The organism is Pseudaestuariivita rosea, from assembly GCF_017592335.1.
Lineage (GTDB): Bacteria > Pseudomonadota > Alphaproteobacteria > Rhodobacterales > Rhodobacteraceae > Parasulfitobacter > Parasulfitobacter rosea.
Genome location: NZ_JACNMP010000012.1, coordinates 80,001 through 96,317, shown reverse-complemented (window position 1 = coordinate 96,317; position 16,317 = coordinate 80,001). Strand labels below are relative to the sequence as shown.

At 57.1% G+C, this 16,317-nt stretch carries 15 protein-coding genes and 1 riboswitch (1 of these 16 cut by a window edge); of the genes, 9 read left to right on the top strand and 6 right to left on the bottom strand.

Annotated features, from left to right (window positions below; genetic code table 11):
* Window positions 1-211 precede the first annotated feature (211 nt).
* Window positions 212-1,777: a reverse transcriptase domain-containing protein gene (locus H7848_RS10315; protein WP_208350862.1), complete on the bottom strand. Its 1,566-nt coding sequence runs from the start codon at window positions 1,775-1,777 to the stop codon at window positions 212-214.
* Window positions 1,778-2,057: 280 nt separating this feature from the next.
* Entirely contained in the window at window positions 2,058-2,747 is a 690-nt protein-coding gene (locus H7848_RS10310) for a GntR family transcriptional regulator (protein WP_208350861.1), read from the bottom strand.
* Between the two features lie 115 nt (window positions 2,748-2,862).
* Between H7848_RS10310 and H7848_RS10305 the strand changes: the two genes are divergently transcribed.
* From H7848_RS10305 to H7848_RS10295, 3 genes are all read left to right on the top strand, one after another.
* Window positions 2,863-3,150, top strand: coding sequence for a UxaA family hydrolase (locus H7848_RS10305; RefSeq protein ID WP_208350860.1), 288 nt, complete (start codon window positions 2,863-2,865; stop codon window positions 3,148-3,150).
* Window position 3,151: 1 nt separating this feature from the next.
* Window positions 3,152-4,333, top strand: a complete 1,182-nt coding sequence (locus H7848_RS10300) for a UxaA family hydrolase (RefSeq protein WP_208350858.1) — start codon at window positions 3,152-3,154, stop codon at window positions 4,331-4,333.
* Window positions 4,334-4,517: 184 nt separating this feature from the next.
* Window positions 4,518-5,513: an Ldh family oxidoreductase gene (locus H7848_RS10295; protein WP_208350856.1), complete on the top strand. Its 996-nt coding sequence runs from the start codon at window positions 4,518-4,520 to the stop codon at window positions 5,511-5,513.
* Window positions 5,514-5,563: 50 nt separating this feature from the next.
* Here H7848_RS10295 and H7848_RS10290 read toward each other — a convergent pair whose 3' ends face one another.
* A complete protein-coding gene (locus H7848_RS10290; RefSeq protein WP_208350854.1) occupies window positions 5,564-6,394 on the bottom strand; it encodes a fumarylacetoacetate hydrolase family protein in 831 nt (276 codons plus the stop codon).
* Window positions 6,395-6,544: 150 nt separating this feature from the next.
* A riboswitch (glycine riboswitch) is annotated at window positions 6,545-6,631 on the top strand.
* Between the two features lie 135 nt (window positions 6,632-6,766).
* Between H7848_RS10290 and H7848_RS10285 the strand changes: the two genes are divergently transcribed.
* Genes H7848_RS10285 through H7848_RS10270 form a run of 4 tightly spaced genes read left to right on the top strand, consistent with a single transcriptional unit; the run spans window position 6,767 to window position 9,473 of the window.
* On the top strand, window positions 6,767-8,020 hold the full coding sequence (locus H7848_RS10285; RefSeq protein ID WP_208350852.1) for a D-amino acid dehydrogenase: 1,254 nt from the start codon (window positions 6,767-6,769) through the stop codon (window positions 8,018-8,020).
* Between the two features lie 41 nt (window positions 8,021-8,061).
* Entirely contained in the window at window positions 8,062-8,955 is an 894-nt protein-coding gene (locus H7848_RS10280) for an SPFH domain-containing protein (protein WP_208350850.1), read from the top strand.
* Window positions 8,952-9,236 carry an NfeD family protein gene (locus H7848_RS10275; protein WP_208350848.1) on the top strand — a complete coding sequence of 95 codons (285 nt, stop codon included), beginning with the start codon at window positions 8,952-8,954 and terminating at the stop codon, window positions 9,234-9,236. The genes H7848_RS10280 and H7848_RS10275 overlap by 4 nt, the downstream gene beginning before the upstream one ends.
* A gap of 3 nt (window positions 9,237-9,239) precedes the next feature.
* Window positions 9,240-9,473: a hypothetical protein gene (locus H7848_RS10270; RefSeq protein WP_208350846.1), complete on the top strand. Its 234-nt coding sequence runs from the start codon at window positions 9,240-9,242 to the stop codon at window positions 9,471-9,473.
* Window positions 9,474-9,893: 420 nt separating this feature from the next.
* Here H7848_RS10270 and pyrF read toward each other — a convergent pair whose 3' ends face one another.
* A complete protein-coding gene (gene pyrF / locus H7848_RS10265; protein WP_208350842.1) occupies window positions 9,894-10,583 on the bottom strand; it encodes an orotidine-5'-phosphate decarboxylase in 690 nt (229 codons plus the stop codon).
* Window positions 10,584-10,733: 150 nt separating this feature from the next.
* Between pyrF and clpB the strand changes: the two genes are divergently transcribed.
* Complete coding sequence (gene clpB / locus H7848_RS10260) at window positions 10,734-13,349, top strand: ATP-dependent chaperone ClpB (protein ID WP_208350835.1); 2,616 nt, start codon at window positions 10,734-10,736, stop codon at window positions 13,347-13,349.
* Window positions 13,350-13,565: 216 nt separating this feature from the next.
* Here the strand turns inward: clpB and H7848_RS10255 are convergent, their stop codons facing one another.
* Together H7848_RS10255 and H7848_RS10250 are read right to left on the bottom strand one after the other, a co-directional pair.
* The gene (locus H7848_RS10255) at window positions 13,566-14,060 is read right to left on the bottom strand and encodes a fasciclin domain-containing protein (RefSeq protein WP_208350832.1); all 495 of its coding nucleotides are present in this window, start codon (window positions 14,058-14,060) and stop codon (window positions 13,566-13,568) included.
* A 73-nt stretch (window positions 14,061-14,133) separates the two neighbouring features.
* Window positions 14,134-14,610, bottom strand: coding sequence for a fasciclin domain-containing protein (locus H7848_RS10250; protein ID WP_208350829.1), 477 nt, complete (start codon window positions 14,608-14,610; stop codon window positions 14,134-14,136).
* A gap of 249 nt (window positions 14,611-14,859) precedes the next feature.
* On the opposite strand from H7848_RS10250, the gene H7848_RS10245 reads away from it, so the two are divergent.
* A protein-coding gene (locus tag H7848_RS10245; RefSeq protein ID WP_208350914.1) for an FMN-binding glutamate synthase family protein crosses the window boundary here: on the top strand, window positions 14,860-16,317 show its 5' portion. Its footprint extends 36 nt past the window's final position; the window shows 1,458 of its 1,494 coding nt (coding positions 1-1,458); its start codon is at window positions 14,860-14,862; its stop codon lies beyond the right edge, outside the window.

The window sequence follows — 16,317 nt, the reverse complement described above, 5'->3', positions numbered from 1 at the left end:
ACGCAGCGTGCGTATGGATTTTAAGCCAAAATAAATGTGTAATTTGCTCATTTTTGGGGAAAGAGGCCAAAATAAATGTGTAAAATGCACATTTATCGTATTTCGCGGGACCAACCAGCGCGCATCCGATCCCTATGATCCGGATTTTAATCTTTTTATTGCTGAAGGGTTAATTCCAGATGTCGATCAAGATTAAAAACATTGAGAAGATTTAATAATCAAATGCATCAAACAACGATGATACATCAAAAGATGAATCGTAACCCGGTGCCTGCACTTCTTCCAAACCAAATGTAAAAAAGTGCTTTCGCGCAGCTCTCCAGCCACGCACGAGGCTGGGAAACTGCACTTCAACAGGCTCTTGCTCAGACCCATTTTTCCGCCACGCTGACTGTGGCATCCAGTTACCGAGAATGAGGTCTTGATTGGCTGGTGTTGGACAACTTAAGCCGTATTTATTCTGCAATATTCTGTTGCGAATAGTACATGAACGGCGAACTATATTTACTGTCCAGCCGTCGAGTTCTTTAAGTATACTAGGGTCTTCAACAAGACAGTAAAAGCCCATCAATCCACGCATCGTTTTGAGTTTTCCATGATCATAAAGAAAGTTTTGAATTTCCAGCTCTTTAAGTCCCCCATAAAAACCACGGCGCAGTTCGTATATAAGACCAAGCAAGTCCCAATCGTAACTGTTCGCTCTATTCGCTCGGTCTTGGTTGAACCCATGCTTCAAATTATTGATCAAATAGATATTCACGAGCCGAGATATCTTTTGTTGTAGCTTCTTCTTAGTTTTTTCGGGCATGCTCAACCCAGCATCTTTGAACGCATATCCAAGATATATGAAGTCATTTATGGTTCGAATTTCTTGGGTATGATCTGAAATAATGGCAATTCCAGGCGATTTCTCCCTATTCACAATAAGACCGCTCTCTACGCAATGCCTGTCAAAACATCGTTCGAGGCGTTGTGCTTCTTCATAACTGCCGCAAATAGCAACTACATCATCAGCAAATCGAACAAATTTCCCTGACTCCGCAGATAGCTTGCGATCTAGATCGTGGTTGGCGAGGTTTGCTAAAATCAGTGAGGCAGAAGAGCCTTGAGGCGTTCCTTTGATTTTGCGCTTAAATGTTTTTGTTCGATATGCCTCTGTATCTCCAAATCGATGATGCAAAAACGCTTCAAATATATGTCGTTCATGCGGTGTAAGACTGACGGTGGAGCGATCAGAAATCTTCTTCTTCAAATAGTTGGCAGGAATGTTGTCAAAATATTTTTCGAAGTCAATTTGAACAGCGAAAAGCTTTCCATCCTTGTCAAAATCTCTAAGAGCCAAGATTGCATCAAAAACATTCTTATCTGGGTGGTAAGCATAAGAATGAGGAGAAAGCCTCTTTTTATTTCGATTCAATCTCCTGCGCAAAAGTACATTGGCTACAGCAGCGTCAGGTATACCGAAAGCCGTCACTACTCGCTGCGAGCCGTCTGGCTTTGGTATCTCAAATAGTACTGCTGGCTCGGGATCATACTCAAAGGCGAGTACTTTGCGCCAGATTGCAGTCGCAATTACATTTGCGTTTCGCTTACAATGCCTAGCATTGAAATGATGGTGCAATGATAGTCTAGTCCTAGTTGTCGGCCTTGTCGCTTGTAGCCCTGTCCGTCTGGTAAACTTTTCACGGTACTTTTCTTCCTTTTCCGCCTGCTTTCGTTCTTTATCGAAGGCTTTTTTGCTCAACCGTTTTATTTCTAACCTTAGTTCGTTTCGCATAATTACTCTCTTGAAAGTCGGTGAGGCGCATAGAGTAAGGGGAAACGACAAAGTTTGTTTGTCGATACCATCCAGTAGATCTTTCGAACCACTGTCGCCAATCCAGTTTCCCAGAAAGGTCGTCATCGACCTTATAAAGGCCGGGTAGGTCGCGCCACACCTAGGCTCCACGCCATATGGACTGAAAATCAAGAATATCCGTACAAGTCAACTCTAGATTGCATTTGTCAGTAACGGTGAAGTCACCATGAAGTGACCATGCAACGTAATTTGGAACCCGTCACCTCAGATCAGCGGAGTAGCAGAGGCCTTCGGCTACATACACACACTGGCGGAGTTCGCAGAGGTTTTCTGAGACGTCCCAGGCCTGGCGGCGGATGGAGAAGAGGGGGCTCGTGGCCGCGACCTCTAGGTCCTCGTACCCATCATGGGGGGCGGTCAGGGGGGTGATGTCTTCGCTGGCGTTCAGGACGGTCACGCCGAACACCCGCTGAAAATAGGGATAAAGCGCGTTGGGCAGGTCGTCACGTTGGTTCAACCCCGCAAAGCGGTGGGCGGGCACGATGATGCGTTCGCGGGCGGCCATGCGGCCCCGGATACTGCGCAACCGGTCGATTTCGTAGACATGATCGGGGCTGAGCGCGCGTTCGGCTTTGGTCGCCTTGCGACGGCGCACGGTCTGGCGTTCCAGTTGCGGGATCACGGTGCTGCCGTCGGTGGCGCGCAGGCGGAAGAAGTGGAACAGCGCCCGTTCGTCGGTCGACCGCGCGACAAAGGTGCCCCGGCCCTGACGGCGTTCGAGAATCCCCCGTGCCTCAAGCAATCCAAGCGCCTTGCGGGCGGTGCCCTGGCTGACGCCGTATTCCGCCCCAAGGTCGGTTTCAGACGGCAGCATTTCCCCCGGTGACAGCGCGCCCGTGGCGATGCGGTGGGTCAGGTCATCCAGTATGCGCTGATAGAGTGTTGACATGGTCGCGACACTGATGAAAAGCGGATCGGAATGCAAGTCTTATATTTTAACTCTTGTATAAGACTGAAAGCCCGTTTAAAGCTGTGCGCAGTTCATGAAAGAGAGGGAGATCAAGATGAGTGCGCCGCAGCTTCTTGTGCACGACAAGGCCGATAATGTGGGTGTTGTCGTGGTCGAGGGTCTGACCGCCGGCACCGATATGCTGTGCGTCGTGACCGAGGATAATTCCGATTTTCGCCTGACCGTGACGGCCGATATTCCCATTGGTCACAAGGTTGCTTTGGGCGATCTGGCCCAGGGCGATACGGTCATCAAATATGGTGAAGATATCGGCAAGATGGTCGGCCCCGCGGAAAAGGGCGGGCACGTTCATACTCATAATTGCAAAACGAAGAGGTGGTAAGATGGCACTGGATTTCACGAACCGTACGGTCAATGCCTGGCGCCGCGAGAACGGGCGCGTGGGTGTGCGCAACCATGTGGTGATTTTGCCCGTGGACGATATTTCGAATGCCGCGTGTGAGGCTGTGGCGAATAACGTCAAGGGCACGATGGCGATCCCACATGCTTATGGTCGGTTGCAGTTTGGCGAGGATCTTGAGCTGCATTTCCGCACGATGATCGGCACCGGGTCGAACCCGAATGTGGCCGCTGTTGTGGTGATCGGGATTGAGCCTGAGTGGACGAAGGTGATTGCTGATGGCATCCGCGAAACGGGCAAGCCTGTGGCCGAGTTTTCGATTGAGCAGAAGGGCGATTTTGAGACGATCCGCGCGGCCAGCTGGAAGGCGAAAGAGTTCGTGCATTGGGCGAGTGAGCTGCAAAAAGAGCCCTGCCCGGTGACGGATCTGTGGATTTCGACGAAGTGCGGGGAAAGTGACACGACGACGGGGCTTAGCTCCTGCCCGACGGTCGGGAATATGTATGACAAGCTGATCCCGCATGGCATTTATGGCTGCTTTGGTGAAACGTCCGAGATCACGGGCGCCGAGCATATCTGCGAAAAGCGCGCGGCGACGCCTGAGGCGGGCGAGAAGTTCATGAAGATCTTCCAGGCCTATCAGGATGAGGTCATTGAGCCGTTCAAGACCTCGGACCTGTCCGACAGCCAGCCGACCAAGGGCAACATTCTGGGTGGTTTGACCACGATCGAGGAAAAGGCACTGGGCAACCTGGAAAAGATCGGGCGTGAGTGCAAATACATCGATGCGATGGGTCCGGCCGAGGCACCGCAAAAGGGGCCGGGGCTGTACTTCATGGATACGTCTTCGGCCGCGGCGGAATGTGTGACGCTGATGGCGGCGGCGGGCTATGTGATCCATACGTTCCCGACTGGTCAGGGCAATGTCGTGGGTAACCCGATTGTCCCGGTGATCAAAATCTCGGGCAACCCGCGGACGCTGCGCACGATGTCGGAACACATCGATGTGGACGTAACGGGCGTGCTGAGCCGCGAGATAACGATTGATCAGGCCGGTGATGCCCTGATCGAGATGATTGAACGGACGGCAAACGGACGCGCCACCGCGGCCGAGGCGCTGGGCCATGTCGAGTTCTCGATGACAAAGCTTTATCGTTCGGCTTAAGGTTAGGTTCCGTATCAACAGTCATTAAACAGAGGGCCTCGCCGGCCCGAGGGTGGCGCAATCGCGCCGCCGTCGTGCTGCAAGCACGCCTTTGGCGTGACGGGGCGGGTCGGCGCGGCCCGGTGGTACCCACCGGGCGGTTTCATTAGATCATAATTAATTGCCCATTTTAATTGGAGGATAAATGCCGCAGATCAGAACGGTAGAGCAGTTAACGGCGCTGGCCACACAGGCGTTTGAACGTGCGGGTGCTCTGCCCGTAACGGCCGCACGTGTGGCGCAGGCGCTGGTCGCGGCGGAACTGGATGGGCAGGCGGGCCATGGGCTAAGCCGGATGCCCAGCTATACGGCCCAGGTTCGTGCGGGCAAGGTGGATGGGCGTGCTGTGCCTCAGGTTTACCATACCGCCCCCGGCGCCATTCGCGTGGATGCAGGCCACGGCTTTGCCTATCCCGCGATTGATGCGGCGATTGCAGCACTTGGCCCCGCCGCGCTGGATCAGGGCATCGCCTATGCCACGATTTTTCGGTCCCATCACGCCGGGCAGTTGGGCCCGCACGTCGAACGTCTGGCCGAGGCCGGGCTGGTCGCGCTGATGGTGGCCAATACACCCGGCGCGATGGCGCCATGGGGTGGGCGGATGCCGGTATTTGGGACGAACCCCATCGCCTTTGCCGCACCCCGTGACGGGACAGCACCCTTGGTCATTGATCTGTCGCTGTCTGCTGTGGCGCGGGGCAAGATCATGGCCGCCAAACGCAAGGGCGAACCGATCCCCGAAGGCATCGCGCTGGATGCCGAAGGTCGGCCAACGACGGATCCTGACGCAGCCATGGCCGGAACGATGGTGCCCGCAGGCGGTGCAAAAGGGGCCGCGCTGGCCCTGATGGTTGAGGTGATGGCGGCGGCTTTGACAGGTGCCAATCTGGCGGGCGAGGCATCGAGCCTGTTTGACGACAAAGGCGATCCGCCGGGGCTGGGGCAGACGATTATCGCGATCAATCCCGATGCCGGGTCGGGTGGTGGTTTTGCCGCGACACTGGAACGGCTGATCAGCGCGATTGAGGCGCAAGAGGGTGCAAGACTGCCGGGGGCGGGGCGGTTTGAGAAGCGTGCAAGGACCCGGATCGAGGTCGCCGATGCGGTGCTGGCGGATCTTGAGGTTTTGGCAAAAGGTTAGAATTCAAAAACAATGGGACGCGACCGACCCGCGGACGGTCGCCCCCTTGTTTAGCTATCCTGCTCAATCGTTGACCGCTGCATGCCCAGCCCTTCGGCGGTCATCTCAAGCGTATCGCCGGGTTTCAGGAACTGCGGCGGCTTCATACCGGCGGCGACACCCGCGGGCGTTCCCGTCGCGATCAGATCACCGGGTTCCAGCCGCATCATCTGGCTGAGATAGCTGATGATATGCGCCACGCTGAAGATCATATCGGACGTCGATCCGTTCTGACGCATCTGGCCGTTGACGGACATGGTCAACTGAATCGCCTGCGGATCGGGGATTTCATCGCGCGTCACCAGCCATGGCCCAACCGGCGCGAAGGTGTCGCAGCTTTTGCCCTTGGTCCATTGCCCGCCGCGTTCAGCCTGAAAGTGGCGTTCGGACACATCGTTCATGGCCACATAGCCAAAGACATGATCCAGCGCCTGATTTTCGGATACATATTTCGCCTCGCGCCCGATGACGACGCCCAGCTCGGCCTCCCAATCGGTTTTCTGCGATCCGCGGGGTAGGCGAATGGGATCATTGGGGCCGTTCAGGGCCGATGTGGCCTTCATGAAAACAATCGGTTCACGCGGCGCCTGCTTGCCCGTTTCCGCCGCATGGGCGTGATAATTCAGACCTATGCAGATGATCTTGCCGATGCCGGTATAGGGCACGCCGACACGATCGGGCAGCCCGGCCTCGGGGTAGATCGACGGATCAACCGCCATAAGGTCCTGAAAATTATCGGGCGTGATATCGTCAAACTTCGGGGTCAAATCCCGGATCGTCCCGTTTTCTTCCAATAACCCCGGCTTTTCCTGACCTTTGATGCCGTACCGTATAAATCGCATATTAATCCCCCTATTGAATTCATTGGCCCGATATAAATGCGATTGTTCACGAATGTGAATAAAAAAGCGGCATGCTGTGGCATTCATATAAATCATGCACGAATTTCATTTGATTTTTGACCCTGCGTCATGGCAAGTTTCCGATAGGAAACAGCCACACCGGGAGAGAGCGCATCGCGCCGCCGAAGGAGCAACCGCCCCGGTAAACTCTCAGGCACCAGGGACCGGTGGGGCTGCAACACTCCGAAGAGCCGCCGCAAGGCGCACCGAAGGAGCAAGCCTTGGGCCCTGAACGGCGGGGTGCAGGTGAAACTCTCAGGTCACAGACGGAGGGGGCATGGGCCATGAGGTGTGCCCATAGGAGCAGACAGGATGACACGGATTGCAGTGATTGGCGCCGGGATTACCGGCGTGACGACGGCATTTCAATTGCATCAGCGGGGCATGGAAGTGGTGGTCTATGACCGGCACCGATACGCGGCGATGGAAACCAGTTTCGCCAATGGTGGTCAGTTAAGCGCCAGCAATGCCGAGGTTTGGAACACCTGGGCCACCGTGCTGAAAGGCATCAAGTGGATGCTGCAATCCGATGCGCCGCTGCTGGTCAGCCCCAAGCCCAGTTGGCACAAGATCAGCTGGATGACCGAATTTCTGGCCAACATCCCGAAATATCGCGCCAATACGGTTGAAACGACCCGTCTGGCGATCAAGGCGCGCGCGCTGCATATGGAAATGGCCGAACAGGCGGGGGTGGATTTCGATTTTTCGCCCGCCGGTATTTTACATTTCTACAAGAAAGACCGTGATATGGCCCATGCGCGCCGGGTCACGAAGCTGTTGGGCGAAGGCGGCTTGGACCGGCGTGAGCTGACCCCGGATGAGGTGGCCCGGATTGAGCCACGGCTGAAGGGCGGCATCGTCGGTGGCTTCTGGACAGAAAGCGACAGCACGGGCGACATTCACAAATATACCGTCGGTCTGGCGCAGTGGTTGGAACAACAGGGTGTGACCTTTGCCCTGGGCGAAGATGTGACAGACGTGGTCGCGGGCGATGACGCGGTGACGGTGACCCGCGCGTCGGGGGCCGAGAAATTCGACGGCATCGTCGTATCCGCCGGTGTCGCCAGCCGCCAGTTTGCGCGCCAGCTGGGCGACCGGGTCAACATCTATCCGGTCAAGGGCTATTCGATCACCGTCAATCTGCGCGACACGCGCAGTCAGGACGCGGCGCCGATGGTGTCACTGCTGGATGATGACGCCAAGATCGTGACATCCCGCCTGGGCCGCGACCGGTTCCGCATTGCGGGCACGGCCGAATTCAACGGCATCAACCGCGATATCCGTGCCGATCGGATAGCGCCGCTGGTGCGCTGGTGTGAAACGCATTTTCCCGATGTTTCGACCGCCAGTGTTGTGCCCTGGGCCGGGCTGCGGCCGATGATGCCCAACATGATGCCGCGTGTGGGCGCGGGTCGCAATGCACGCGTATTTTACAACACTGGGCATGGGCATCTGGGTTGGACGCTTAGCGCTGCGACCGCCGAGGTTGTGGCAGGGTGTGTCCACAGTGCAATGCGCGAAAGCTCAAACCTCGCCACACAAGGGTTTCGCTTCAAATCCGTGTGATGCCCCATATATAGGGTGCGAGGTTAAGGAGATCGCACCCAATGAGTATTGAAGATACCATTTTGAATTTTCTAGGCGGAAACATCGTTCTGATACTTTTCGCCATTTTTGTCATCGTCTGTATTTTTCTGGGCGTCCGCATCGTGCCGCAGTCGGAAAAATATGTTGTAGAACGGTTCGGGCGGCTGCGGTCGGTTCTTGGGCCTGGCATCAACTTTATCGTGCCGTTTCTGGACCGCGTGGCGCATAAGATTTCCATTCTGGAACGGCAGTTGCCCACGATGAGCCAGGATGCCATCACTGCCGACAACGTGTTGGTACAGGTCGAAACAAGTGTGTTTTACCGGATCACCGAACCCGAAAAGACCGTTTACCGGATTCGCGATATTGATGCGGCCATTGCCACGACTGTCGCCGGTATCGTGCGTGCTGAAATTGGCCGGATGGAACTGGACGAAGTGCAATCGAACAGGTCACAACTGATTGCATCCATTCAGGTGGCGATTGAAAATGCCGTGGATGAATGGGGCGTCGAGGTGACGCGCGCCGAACTTCTGGACGTGAACCTGGATCAGGCCACGCGCGAAGCGATGCTTCAGCAGCTGAACGCCGAACGTGCCCGCCGTGCCCAGGTGACCGAGGCCGAGGGGAAAAAGCGCGCGGTGGAACTTAACGCCGACGCTGAACTTTACGCCGCCGAGCAGACGGCCAAGGCCCGCCGCGTTCAGGCTGACGCCGAAGCCTATGCGACGCAGGTGGTCGCCGTCGCCATTCAGGAAAACGGGCTTGAGGCCGCGCAGTATCAGGTGGCCCTGAAACAGGTCGAGGCACTGAATGCGCTGGGCAATGGCACCGGCAAGTCGACCATCGTTCTACCTGCCAATGCCATTGAGGCTTTTGGCGACGCTTTTAAGATGCTAAAAGGTAAGCCATGACAGAATATCTTTTCCAATGGTGGGTCTGGGCCTCGGCCGCGCTGATCATGGCAATTCTTGAGGTCGTGGCCCCCGCATTTGTTTTGCTGGGCTTCGCTATTGGGGCGGCTGTTGTAGCGCTGCTTTTGGCGATCGGCGGACCAGCCCTGGTCGGTGGAACCGTGCCATGGATGCTGGTAATCTTTGCCCTGGTGTCACTGGCCGCCTGGATTTTGCTGAAAAAGACGTTCAAGCTGAAAAAGGGTCAGGTCAAGATCTGGGAAACAGATATCAACGACTGACCAATGCCCCTTGTTCTGATCCTTGGTGCAATTACCGCGTTTTTGATCTGGCGCTATTGGGCTGTAATCCGGTCCAATACACAGCTTTTGCGCGGCAAGCGCTGTCGCTGGCAAGCGGTCGGGCGCGGGAAAGGCAGCTTTGACGAATATCGCTGCAGCATATGCGGCGTGTCGGCTTACAGCCACGAAGGTCGCCCGCCCCGCGAATGCAAACGAACCCTGAAAAGCGGTCTTTAGCAAGTGGGGCTCTGCCCCACACCCCGGAGTATTTAATCCAAGAAGAAGGAATGGAGTGACTGGGCTCTGCCTGTTCGGGCCTGAAACGCTCTCCAGAGCGTTTCCGAGACGGCCCTAACCCTTCTTCTTGGCAAAAATACTCAAATCCCACCGTACTCAACCCCAACCAGATGTTAGCATCTGAGACATAAAACCCCATCCCACGACGTCGGACTAAGGAAATGGTTTTCCAGAACTTGCGTTGCGGATTTACGACCCGCCATGCAAGCCGCCTGAAAGATCATGCATGAGACTTGAAAGCGGGGGAGTAGCGCCCCTTTCTGGCAAAACTAACCCAAAGACGGTGGCGCCACCTTTCTTATAATCATCAGACCCAACAACCCTGTAGCCGGACCGGCCATGCGGGGCAAAGGGCGTTGGTCAGGGCAGTTCCGCAAGAACCTGTTGTGCGGCGGATTTCGGGTCGGGCGCTTGCCATATGGGGCGCCCCACAACGATATGATCCGCCCCGTCCGTAATGGCCTGCGCTGGTGTCGCCACACGTTTTTGATCGCCCAGCGCCGCGCCCGCGGGCCGCACACCTGGCGTGACGATCAGTTTACCATCAGCTTCGGGCAGGGCGCGGATCAAGGCGGCCTCTTGCGGGGAAGCGATCACACCGTCAGCCCCGGCTTCAAACGCCTTGGCGGCGCGTTCCAGTACCAGATCTTGCACAGATCCCGCTTTCAGGCAGCTTGAGTCCAGGTCCGCGCGGTCGAGCGACGTCAGGATCGTCACCGCCAGGATTTTCAGGTCCTTGCCGCCTTTGCCCTCTTGCGCGGCGCGGACCACATGCGGGTCGCCGTGGACCGTCAGAAAATCCAGATCAAATTGCGCCAGCCCGCGCACTGCGGCTTCTACCGTGGCGCCGATATCAAACAGCTTCATATCCAGAAAGATGCGTTTGCCGTGATCCTGTTTCAGCTCATTGGCCAGCGCCAGCCCGCCGCCCGTCAGCATCCCCAGCCCGATCTTGTAAAACGACACCGCATCGCCGATCCGTTCAGCCATCTGCAATCCGCTTAGGGCGTCCGGCACATCCAGCGCCACGATTAGGCGGTCATCGCTCATATCCTGTCCCTTTCCAAAAATCCCCGCCCCCTTTGCCCGGAAATCTTGAATTTGGCAAATGGCATATCCATCTGACCCGTAAGGCCCAAACCAGATGTGCTGCAAAGCAGGCATTGATCAAAACGGGCGCTTAACGGAAGGAGAGATACGATGAACTTAGAGAAGTTCACCGAACGGTCACGCGGTTTTATTCAGGCCGCACAAACGATCGCAATGCGGGAAAGTCACCAAAGGCTGGCGCCCGAACACCTGTTGAAAGCCTTGATGGATGACGATCAGGGGCTGGCCAGCAACCTGATCAAACGCGCAGGCGGCGCGCCAACCCGTGTGGTCGAGGCGGTCGAGGCCGCGCTGGCGAAACAGCCCAAGGTCAGCGGCGATGCGGGGCAGGTTTATCTGGACAACACCACCGCCAAGGTTCTGGACGAGGCCGAGAAGGTTGCCAAAAAAGCCGGCGACAGTTTTGTTCCAGTGGAACGCATTCTGATGGCGCTGAGCATGGTGAAATCCAAGGCAAAGGATGCTTTGGACGCAGGTGCTGTGAATGCCCAGGCGCTGAATGCTGCGATCAACGACATCCGCAAGGGTCGTACTGCTGATACGGCAAGCGCCGAGGAAGGCTATGATGCGCTGAAGAAATACGCGCGTGACCTGACCGAGGCCGCCGAGGAGGGCAAAATCGATCCGATCATCGGCCGGGATGAGGAGATCCGCCGCACGATGCAGGTTCTTAGCCGTCGCACCAAGAACAACCCGGTTCTGATCGGCGAACCCGGCGTGGGGAAAACCGCGATTGCCGAAGGTTTGGCGCTGCGGATCATTAATGGTGATGTGCCGGAATCGCTGCGGAATAAAAAGCTGATGGCGCTGGACATGGGTGCGCTGATCGCTGGTGCGAAGTACCGGGGTGAGTTTGAAGAACGCCTGAAAGCGATCCTGTCCGAAGTGATCTCGGCTGCGGGTGAGATCATTTTGTTTATCGACGAAATGCACACGTTGGTCGGGGCCGGTAAGGCGGATGGGGCGATGGATGCCTCGAACCTGCTGAAACCCGCTTTGGCGCGGGGTGAACTGCACTGTGTGGGCGCGACCACCTTGGATGAATACCGCAAGCACGTGGAAAAAGACGCAGCCCTTGCGCGGCGATTCCAGCCGGTGATGGTGGCCGAACCAACGGTTGAGGATACCGTGTCCATCCTACGTGGAATCAAGGAAAAGTACGAATTGCACCATGGCGTGCGGATCAGTGACTCGGCGTTGGTGGCCGCTGCGACGCTCAGCCATCGCTATATCACCGATCGTTTCCTGCCCGATAAGGCGATTGATCTGGTGGACGAAGCCGCCAGCCGTCTGCGGATGGAGGTTGACAGCAAGCCTGAAGAACTGGATGCGCTGGACCGGGAAATCCTGCAAAAGCAGATTGAGGCTGAAGCACTGCGTCTGGAAGATGACGCCGCCAGTGCGGACCGGCTTGAGACGCTGGAAAAAGAGCTGTCGGACTTGCAACAGAAATCAGCTGAAATGACGGCGCAGTGGCAGTCGGAACGGGACAAGCTGGAAGGCGCCCGCGCGTTGAAAGAACAGCTTGATCGCGCCCGCGCCGAGCTGGACATCGCCAAGCGTGAAGGCAAATTGGAAACGGCCGGTAAGCTGTCTTATGGCGTTATTCCGGACCTTGAAAAGAAACTGGTCGAGGTCGAGAATTCCGAGACCGACGTGATGGTCGAAGAGGCCGTGCGCCCTGAACAGATCGCCAGTGTGGTTGAACGCTGGACAGGTATCCCCACCAGCAAGATGCTGGAGGGCGAGCGTGAAAAGCTGCTGCGGATGGAAGACGAAATCGGCAAGCGGGTGATCGGCCAGAAACAGGCGGTGACGGCTGTGGCAAATGCGGTCCGCCGGGCGCGGGCGGGGTTGAACGACGAAAATCGCCCCCTGGGCAGCTTTCTGTTCCTAGGGCCGACCGGTGTCGGTAAGACCGAGCTGACCAAGGCTGTAGCCGAGTATCTGTTCGACGACGACAGCGCGATGGTGCGCATTGATATGTCCGAGTTCATGGAAAAACACGCCGTCGCCCGTCTGATCGGGGCGCCCCCCGGATATGTCGGTTATGACGAAGGTGGTGTGCTGACCGAGGCCGTGCGGCGCAGGCCCTATCAGGTTGTCCTGTTTGACGAGGTCGAAAAGGCCCACCCGGATGTGTTCAACGTGCTGTTGCAGGTTCTGGATGACGGTGTGCTGACCGATGGTCAGGGCCGCACGGTGGACTTCAAGCAGACGCTGATCGTTCTGACGTCGAACCTTGGCGCTCAGGCGTTAAGCCAACTGCCGGACGGGGCTGATAGTTCGGACGCGAAGCGCGATGTGATGGACGCCGTTCGTGCGCATTTCCGGCCCGAGTTCCTGAACCGTCTGGATGAGACGATCATCTTCGACCGTCTGGCCCGCGCCGATATGGACGGTATTGTCGATATCCAACTGGCCCGCCTGCGCAAACGCTTGGCCGCCCGCAAGATCGAGCTGGAATTGGACGAGGGCGCGCATAAATGGCTGGCGGACGAAGGCTATGACCCCGTCTTCGGCGCCCGCCCGCTGAAACGCGTGATCCAACGGGCACTGCAGGACCAACTGGCCGAGATGCTGCTGGCTGGGGATGTCGTTGATGGTGATACCGTTACCGTTTCCGCGGGGGCGGACGGGCTGATCGTGGGCGATCGGCTGGCCACATCCAATAGGCCTGCGCCGGGCGACGCTGTTATTCACTAAGGTATCGATCTGAACCTATAACACTACCTTGCAGAAGCGAAGCCGCCCGGTGGGAACCACCGGGCCGCGCCGACCCGCCCCCCAGGGCGGCGCGTTTGCGCCACCCTCGAGCCGGCGCTGCCCTATGATCTTTATATTCCAACAGCTCATTAAAAACGCGAAAGGCCCCTGTTGCAGGGGCCTTTTTCATTTCGAGTTATATTACAAGGTCACGCATTAATCCGGCAAAATCACCTGATCGATGGCGTGAATGATGCCGTTGCTGGCGATGATGTCCGGGATGATGACGTTTGCGCCGTCAACGACGACTCCGTGACGGCCGTCGATGGGTACGAACTGACCATTGGCTGTCAGCACACGTGTGCGGCGACCTGCCAGGTCGCTGGAACTGGCGACACCCGGGGCCACGTGATAGGTCAGGATAGCGACCAACTGATCTTTGTTTTCAGGTTCAAGCAGTGATTCCAACGTGCCCGGAGGCAGCGCGGCGAAAGCTTCGTTTGTGGGTGCGAAGACGGTGAATGGACCATCGCTTTTCAGTGTATCGACCAGATCGGCGGCCTGTACGGCGGCGACCAGAGTCGAGAAGCGATCATCGCCCGCCGCAATGTCGACGATGTCGTTTGAATCGCGTGACGCAGGTGCGCAGGCTGTCACGATGGTCAGTGCTGCAACGGCCGCGATGGATTTCAGTGTTGTACGTCTTTTCATGAGTTTCCCCTCATTCCCAATTAATAAAATAGGCGCGTTGTGGTAACGCGCCTATCGTCGATTTGTTCCCGACTTATTGTGGCAGGATCACAGCATCGATGACGTGGATCACACCGTTTGATGCCTCAATATCGGCCGTCACGACATTGGCTTGTTCGACCGTCACGCCGCCTTCGGTCATGATGGTCACGTCGCTGCCCTGAACGGTCGTGGCTTCCATGTTGTTCGACAGATCGGTCGACATTACACGGCCTGGCACAACGTGGTATGTCAGGATCGCGGCCAGCTGTTCCTGGTTTTCAGGCTGCAGCAGGCTTTCGACAGTGCCCTCGGGCAGCGCTGCAAAGGCTTCATCGGTTGGGGCAAACACGGTGAATGGGCCTTCGCCCTTCAGTGTTTCAACCAGACCAGCGGCTTCTGCAGCGGCCAGCAGGGTTGAAAAGCTGCCAGCGTCGGCGGCTGTGTCTACGATATCTTTTTCCCCCATAGCGAAGGCTGATGTTGCCAGTGCGGCGGCGGCTGTCAGGCCAATAAGTGTTTTGCGAAACATATTGATGTCTCCCTTTTTTACTGAGCGAATGCCTTGTTGGCATCAAAACTCATACGGGGTGAGATCATGTTTGGTTCTGCGGGGATTCCCGCCGAGTGTGCTTGACGAAAGGGCCAGGCTGCCTAAGCCATGGCAATTTCGCCTTTCCAATCACAAATATGTCACTGCAGTTTATCTGCTGTGAAAATCCGCGATCCGTTTCTAAGGTGCGGCAGGGGTCGATCAATCACGAGGGGCAGTATGTTTTTCATGGAATTCGCAGGCTATGCCCTGCAGGCGCTGGCACTTGGGTTTGTCTTTATCATCGGCGTCTTTTTTGCGGTCGCCGCGGTCTTATTCATCATCGACCGGACGCAGACCCACGACGCCATTCGCCGCAATTATCCGGTGATCGGCCGCTTCCGCGAGCTGTTTTCGAAACTGGGTGAATTTTTCCGTCAGTATTTCTTTGCGATGGATCGTGAGGAATTGCCGTTCAACCGCGCGCAACGCGAATGGGTCAAGCGTGCAGGCGAAGGGGCAGGCAACACAATTGCCTTTGGGTCGACCCGGAACATCGATGCGGTGGGCACGCCTTTATTTGTGAATGCCGCCTTTCCGCCGCTGGACGATCAGTTCGCCTCGACCGAGCCGATGGTGATCGGACCCGATGCGCGGGTGCCTTATGTGGCGACGTCGATCTTTCATATCTCGGGGATGAGTTATGGTGCTATTTCCCGGCCTGCCGTTCTGGCGCTGAGCCGCGGCGCGAAAGAGACGGGCATCTGGATGAACACGGGCGAGGGCGGCTTGTCACCCTTTCACTTGGAAGGCGGCGCCGACATCGTTTTTCAGATTGGCACGGCGAAATACGGTGTGCGGAACGCCGATGGCACGTTGTCCGATGACAAGCTGCGCCAGATCGCGGTACATGATCAGGTCAGGATGTTCGAAATCAAGCTGGCCCAGGGGGCGAAACCCGGTAAGGGCGGCATCCTGCCCGCCGCCAAGATCACGCCCGAGATTGCCGAAATTCGCGGTATCATCCCCGGCGCCGACAGTCTGTCGCCCAATCGCCATGCCGAAGTCGATGATTTCGGCGACCTGCTGGATTTCATTGCGCACGTGAAAGAGGTCACCGGCAAACCTGTCGGCATTAAAACCGTCGCTGGCGCGGCTGAACCGTTTGAAGAGCTGTTTGAGCTGATCAATGACCGCGGGGCGGACAGCGCGCCTGACTTTATCACGATTGATGGGGGCGAGGGCGGCACGGGGGCCTCGCCCATGCCGCTGATGGATCTGGTGGGCATGCCCATCCGCGAGGCCCTGCCGATGGTGACAAACCTGCGCGATGCGGCGGGGCTGAAAGATCGGATCAGGCTGGTCGCCAGCGGCAAGCTGGTCAATCCCGGTGATGTCGCCTGGGCTCTGGCGGCGGGCGCGGATTTTGTGACCTCGGCCCGTGGGTTCATGTTCGCGCTGGGTTGTATTCAGGCGCTGAAGTGCAACAAGAACACCTGCCCCACCGGCATCACCACCCATGACCCGCGCTTTCAAAAAGGGCTGGTGGTCGAAGATAAGTATGTAAAGGTCGCCCGTTACGCCCAAAGCATCATCAGCGAAGTCGAGATGATCGCGCATTCGGTCGGCGTGGCCGAACCGCGTCAGATGCGGCGGCGGCATGTGCGGCTGGTGCAGCCCAATGGCCGGTCGATCCCGATGAATGAG

Bases quoted from the DNA above. Each gene is read 5' to 3' on its own strand.
- H7848_RS10270 (WP_208350846.1), top strand. From the start codon at position 9,240: ATGCCCCTTGTTCTGATCCTTGGTGCAATTACCGCGTTTTTGATCTGG.
- H7848_RS10275 (WP_208350848.1), top strand. From the start codon at position 8,952: ATGACAGAATATCTTTTCCAATGGTGGGTCTGGGCCTCGGCCGCGCTG.
- H7848_RS10280 (WP_208350850.1), top strand. From the start codon at position 8,062: ATGAGTATTGAAGATACCATTTTGAATTTTCTAGGCGGAAACATCGTT.
- H7848_RS10315 (WP_208350862.1), bottom strand. From the start codon at position 1,777: ATGCGAAACGAACTAAGGTTAGAAATAAAACGGTTGAGCAAAAAAGCC.
- H7848_RS10255 (WP_208350832.1), bottom strand. From the start codon at position 14,060: ATGAAAAGACGTACAACACTGAAATCCATCGCGGCCGTTGCAGCACTG.
- H7848_RS10250 (WP_208350829.1), bottom strand. From the start codon at position 14,610: ATGTTTCGCAAAACACTTATTGGCCTGACAGCCGCCGCCGCACTGGCA.
- clpB (WP_208350835.1), top strand. From the start codon at position 10,734: ATGAACTTAGAGAAGTTCACCGAACGGTCACGCGGTTTTATTCAGGCC.
- H7848_RS10305 (WP_208350860.1), top strand. From the start codon at position 2,863: ATGAGTGCGCCGCAGCTTCTTGTGCACGACAAGGCCGATAATGTGGGT.
- pyrF (WP_208350842.1), bottom strand. From the start codon at position 10,583: ATGAGCGATGACCGCCTAATCGTGGCGCTGGATGTGCCGGACGCCCTA.
- H7848_RS10290 (WP_208350854.1), bottom strand. From the start codon at position 6,394: ATGCGATTTATACGGTACGGCATCAAAGGTCAGGAAAAGCCGGGGTTA.
- H7848_RS10285 (WP_208350852.1), top strand. From the start codon at position 6,767: ATGACACGGATTGCAGTGATTGGCGCCGGGATTACCGGCGTGACGACG.
- H7848_RS10300 (WP_208350858.1), top strand. From the start codon at position 3,152: ATGGCACTGGATTTCACGAACCGTACGGTCAATGCCTGGCGCCGCGAG.
- H7848_RS10295 (WP_208350856.1), top strand. From the start codon at position 4,518: ATGCCGCAGATCAGAACGGTAGAGCAGTTAACGGCGCTGGCCACACAG.
- H7848_RS10310 (WP_208350861.1), bottom strand. From the start codon at position 2,747: ATGTCAACACTCTATCAGCGCATACTGGATGACCTGACCCACCGCATC.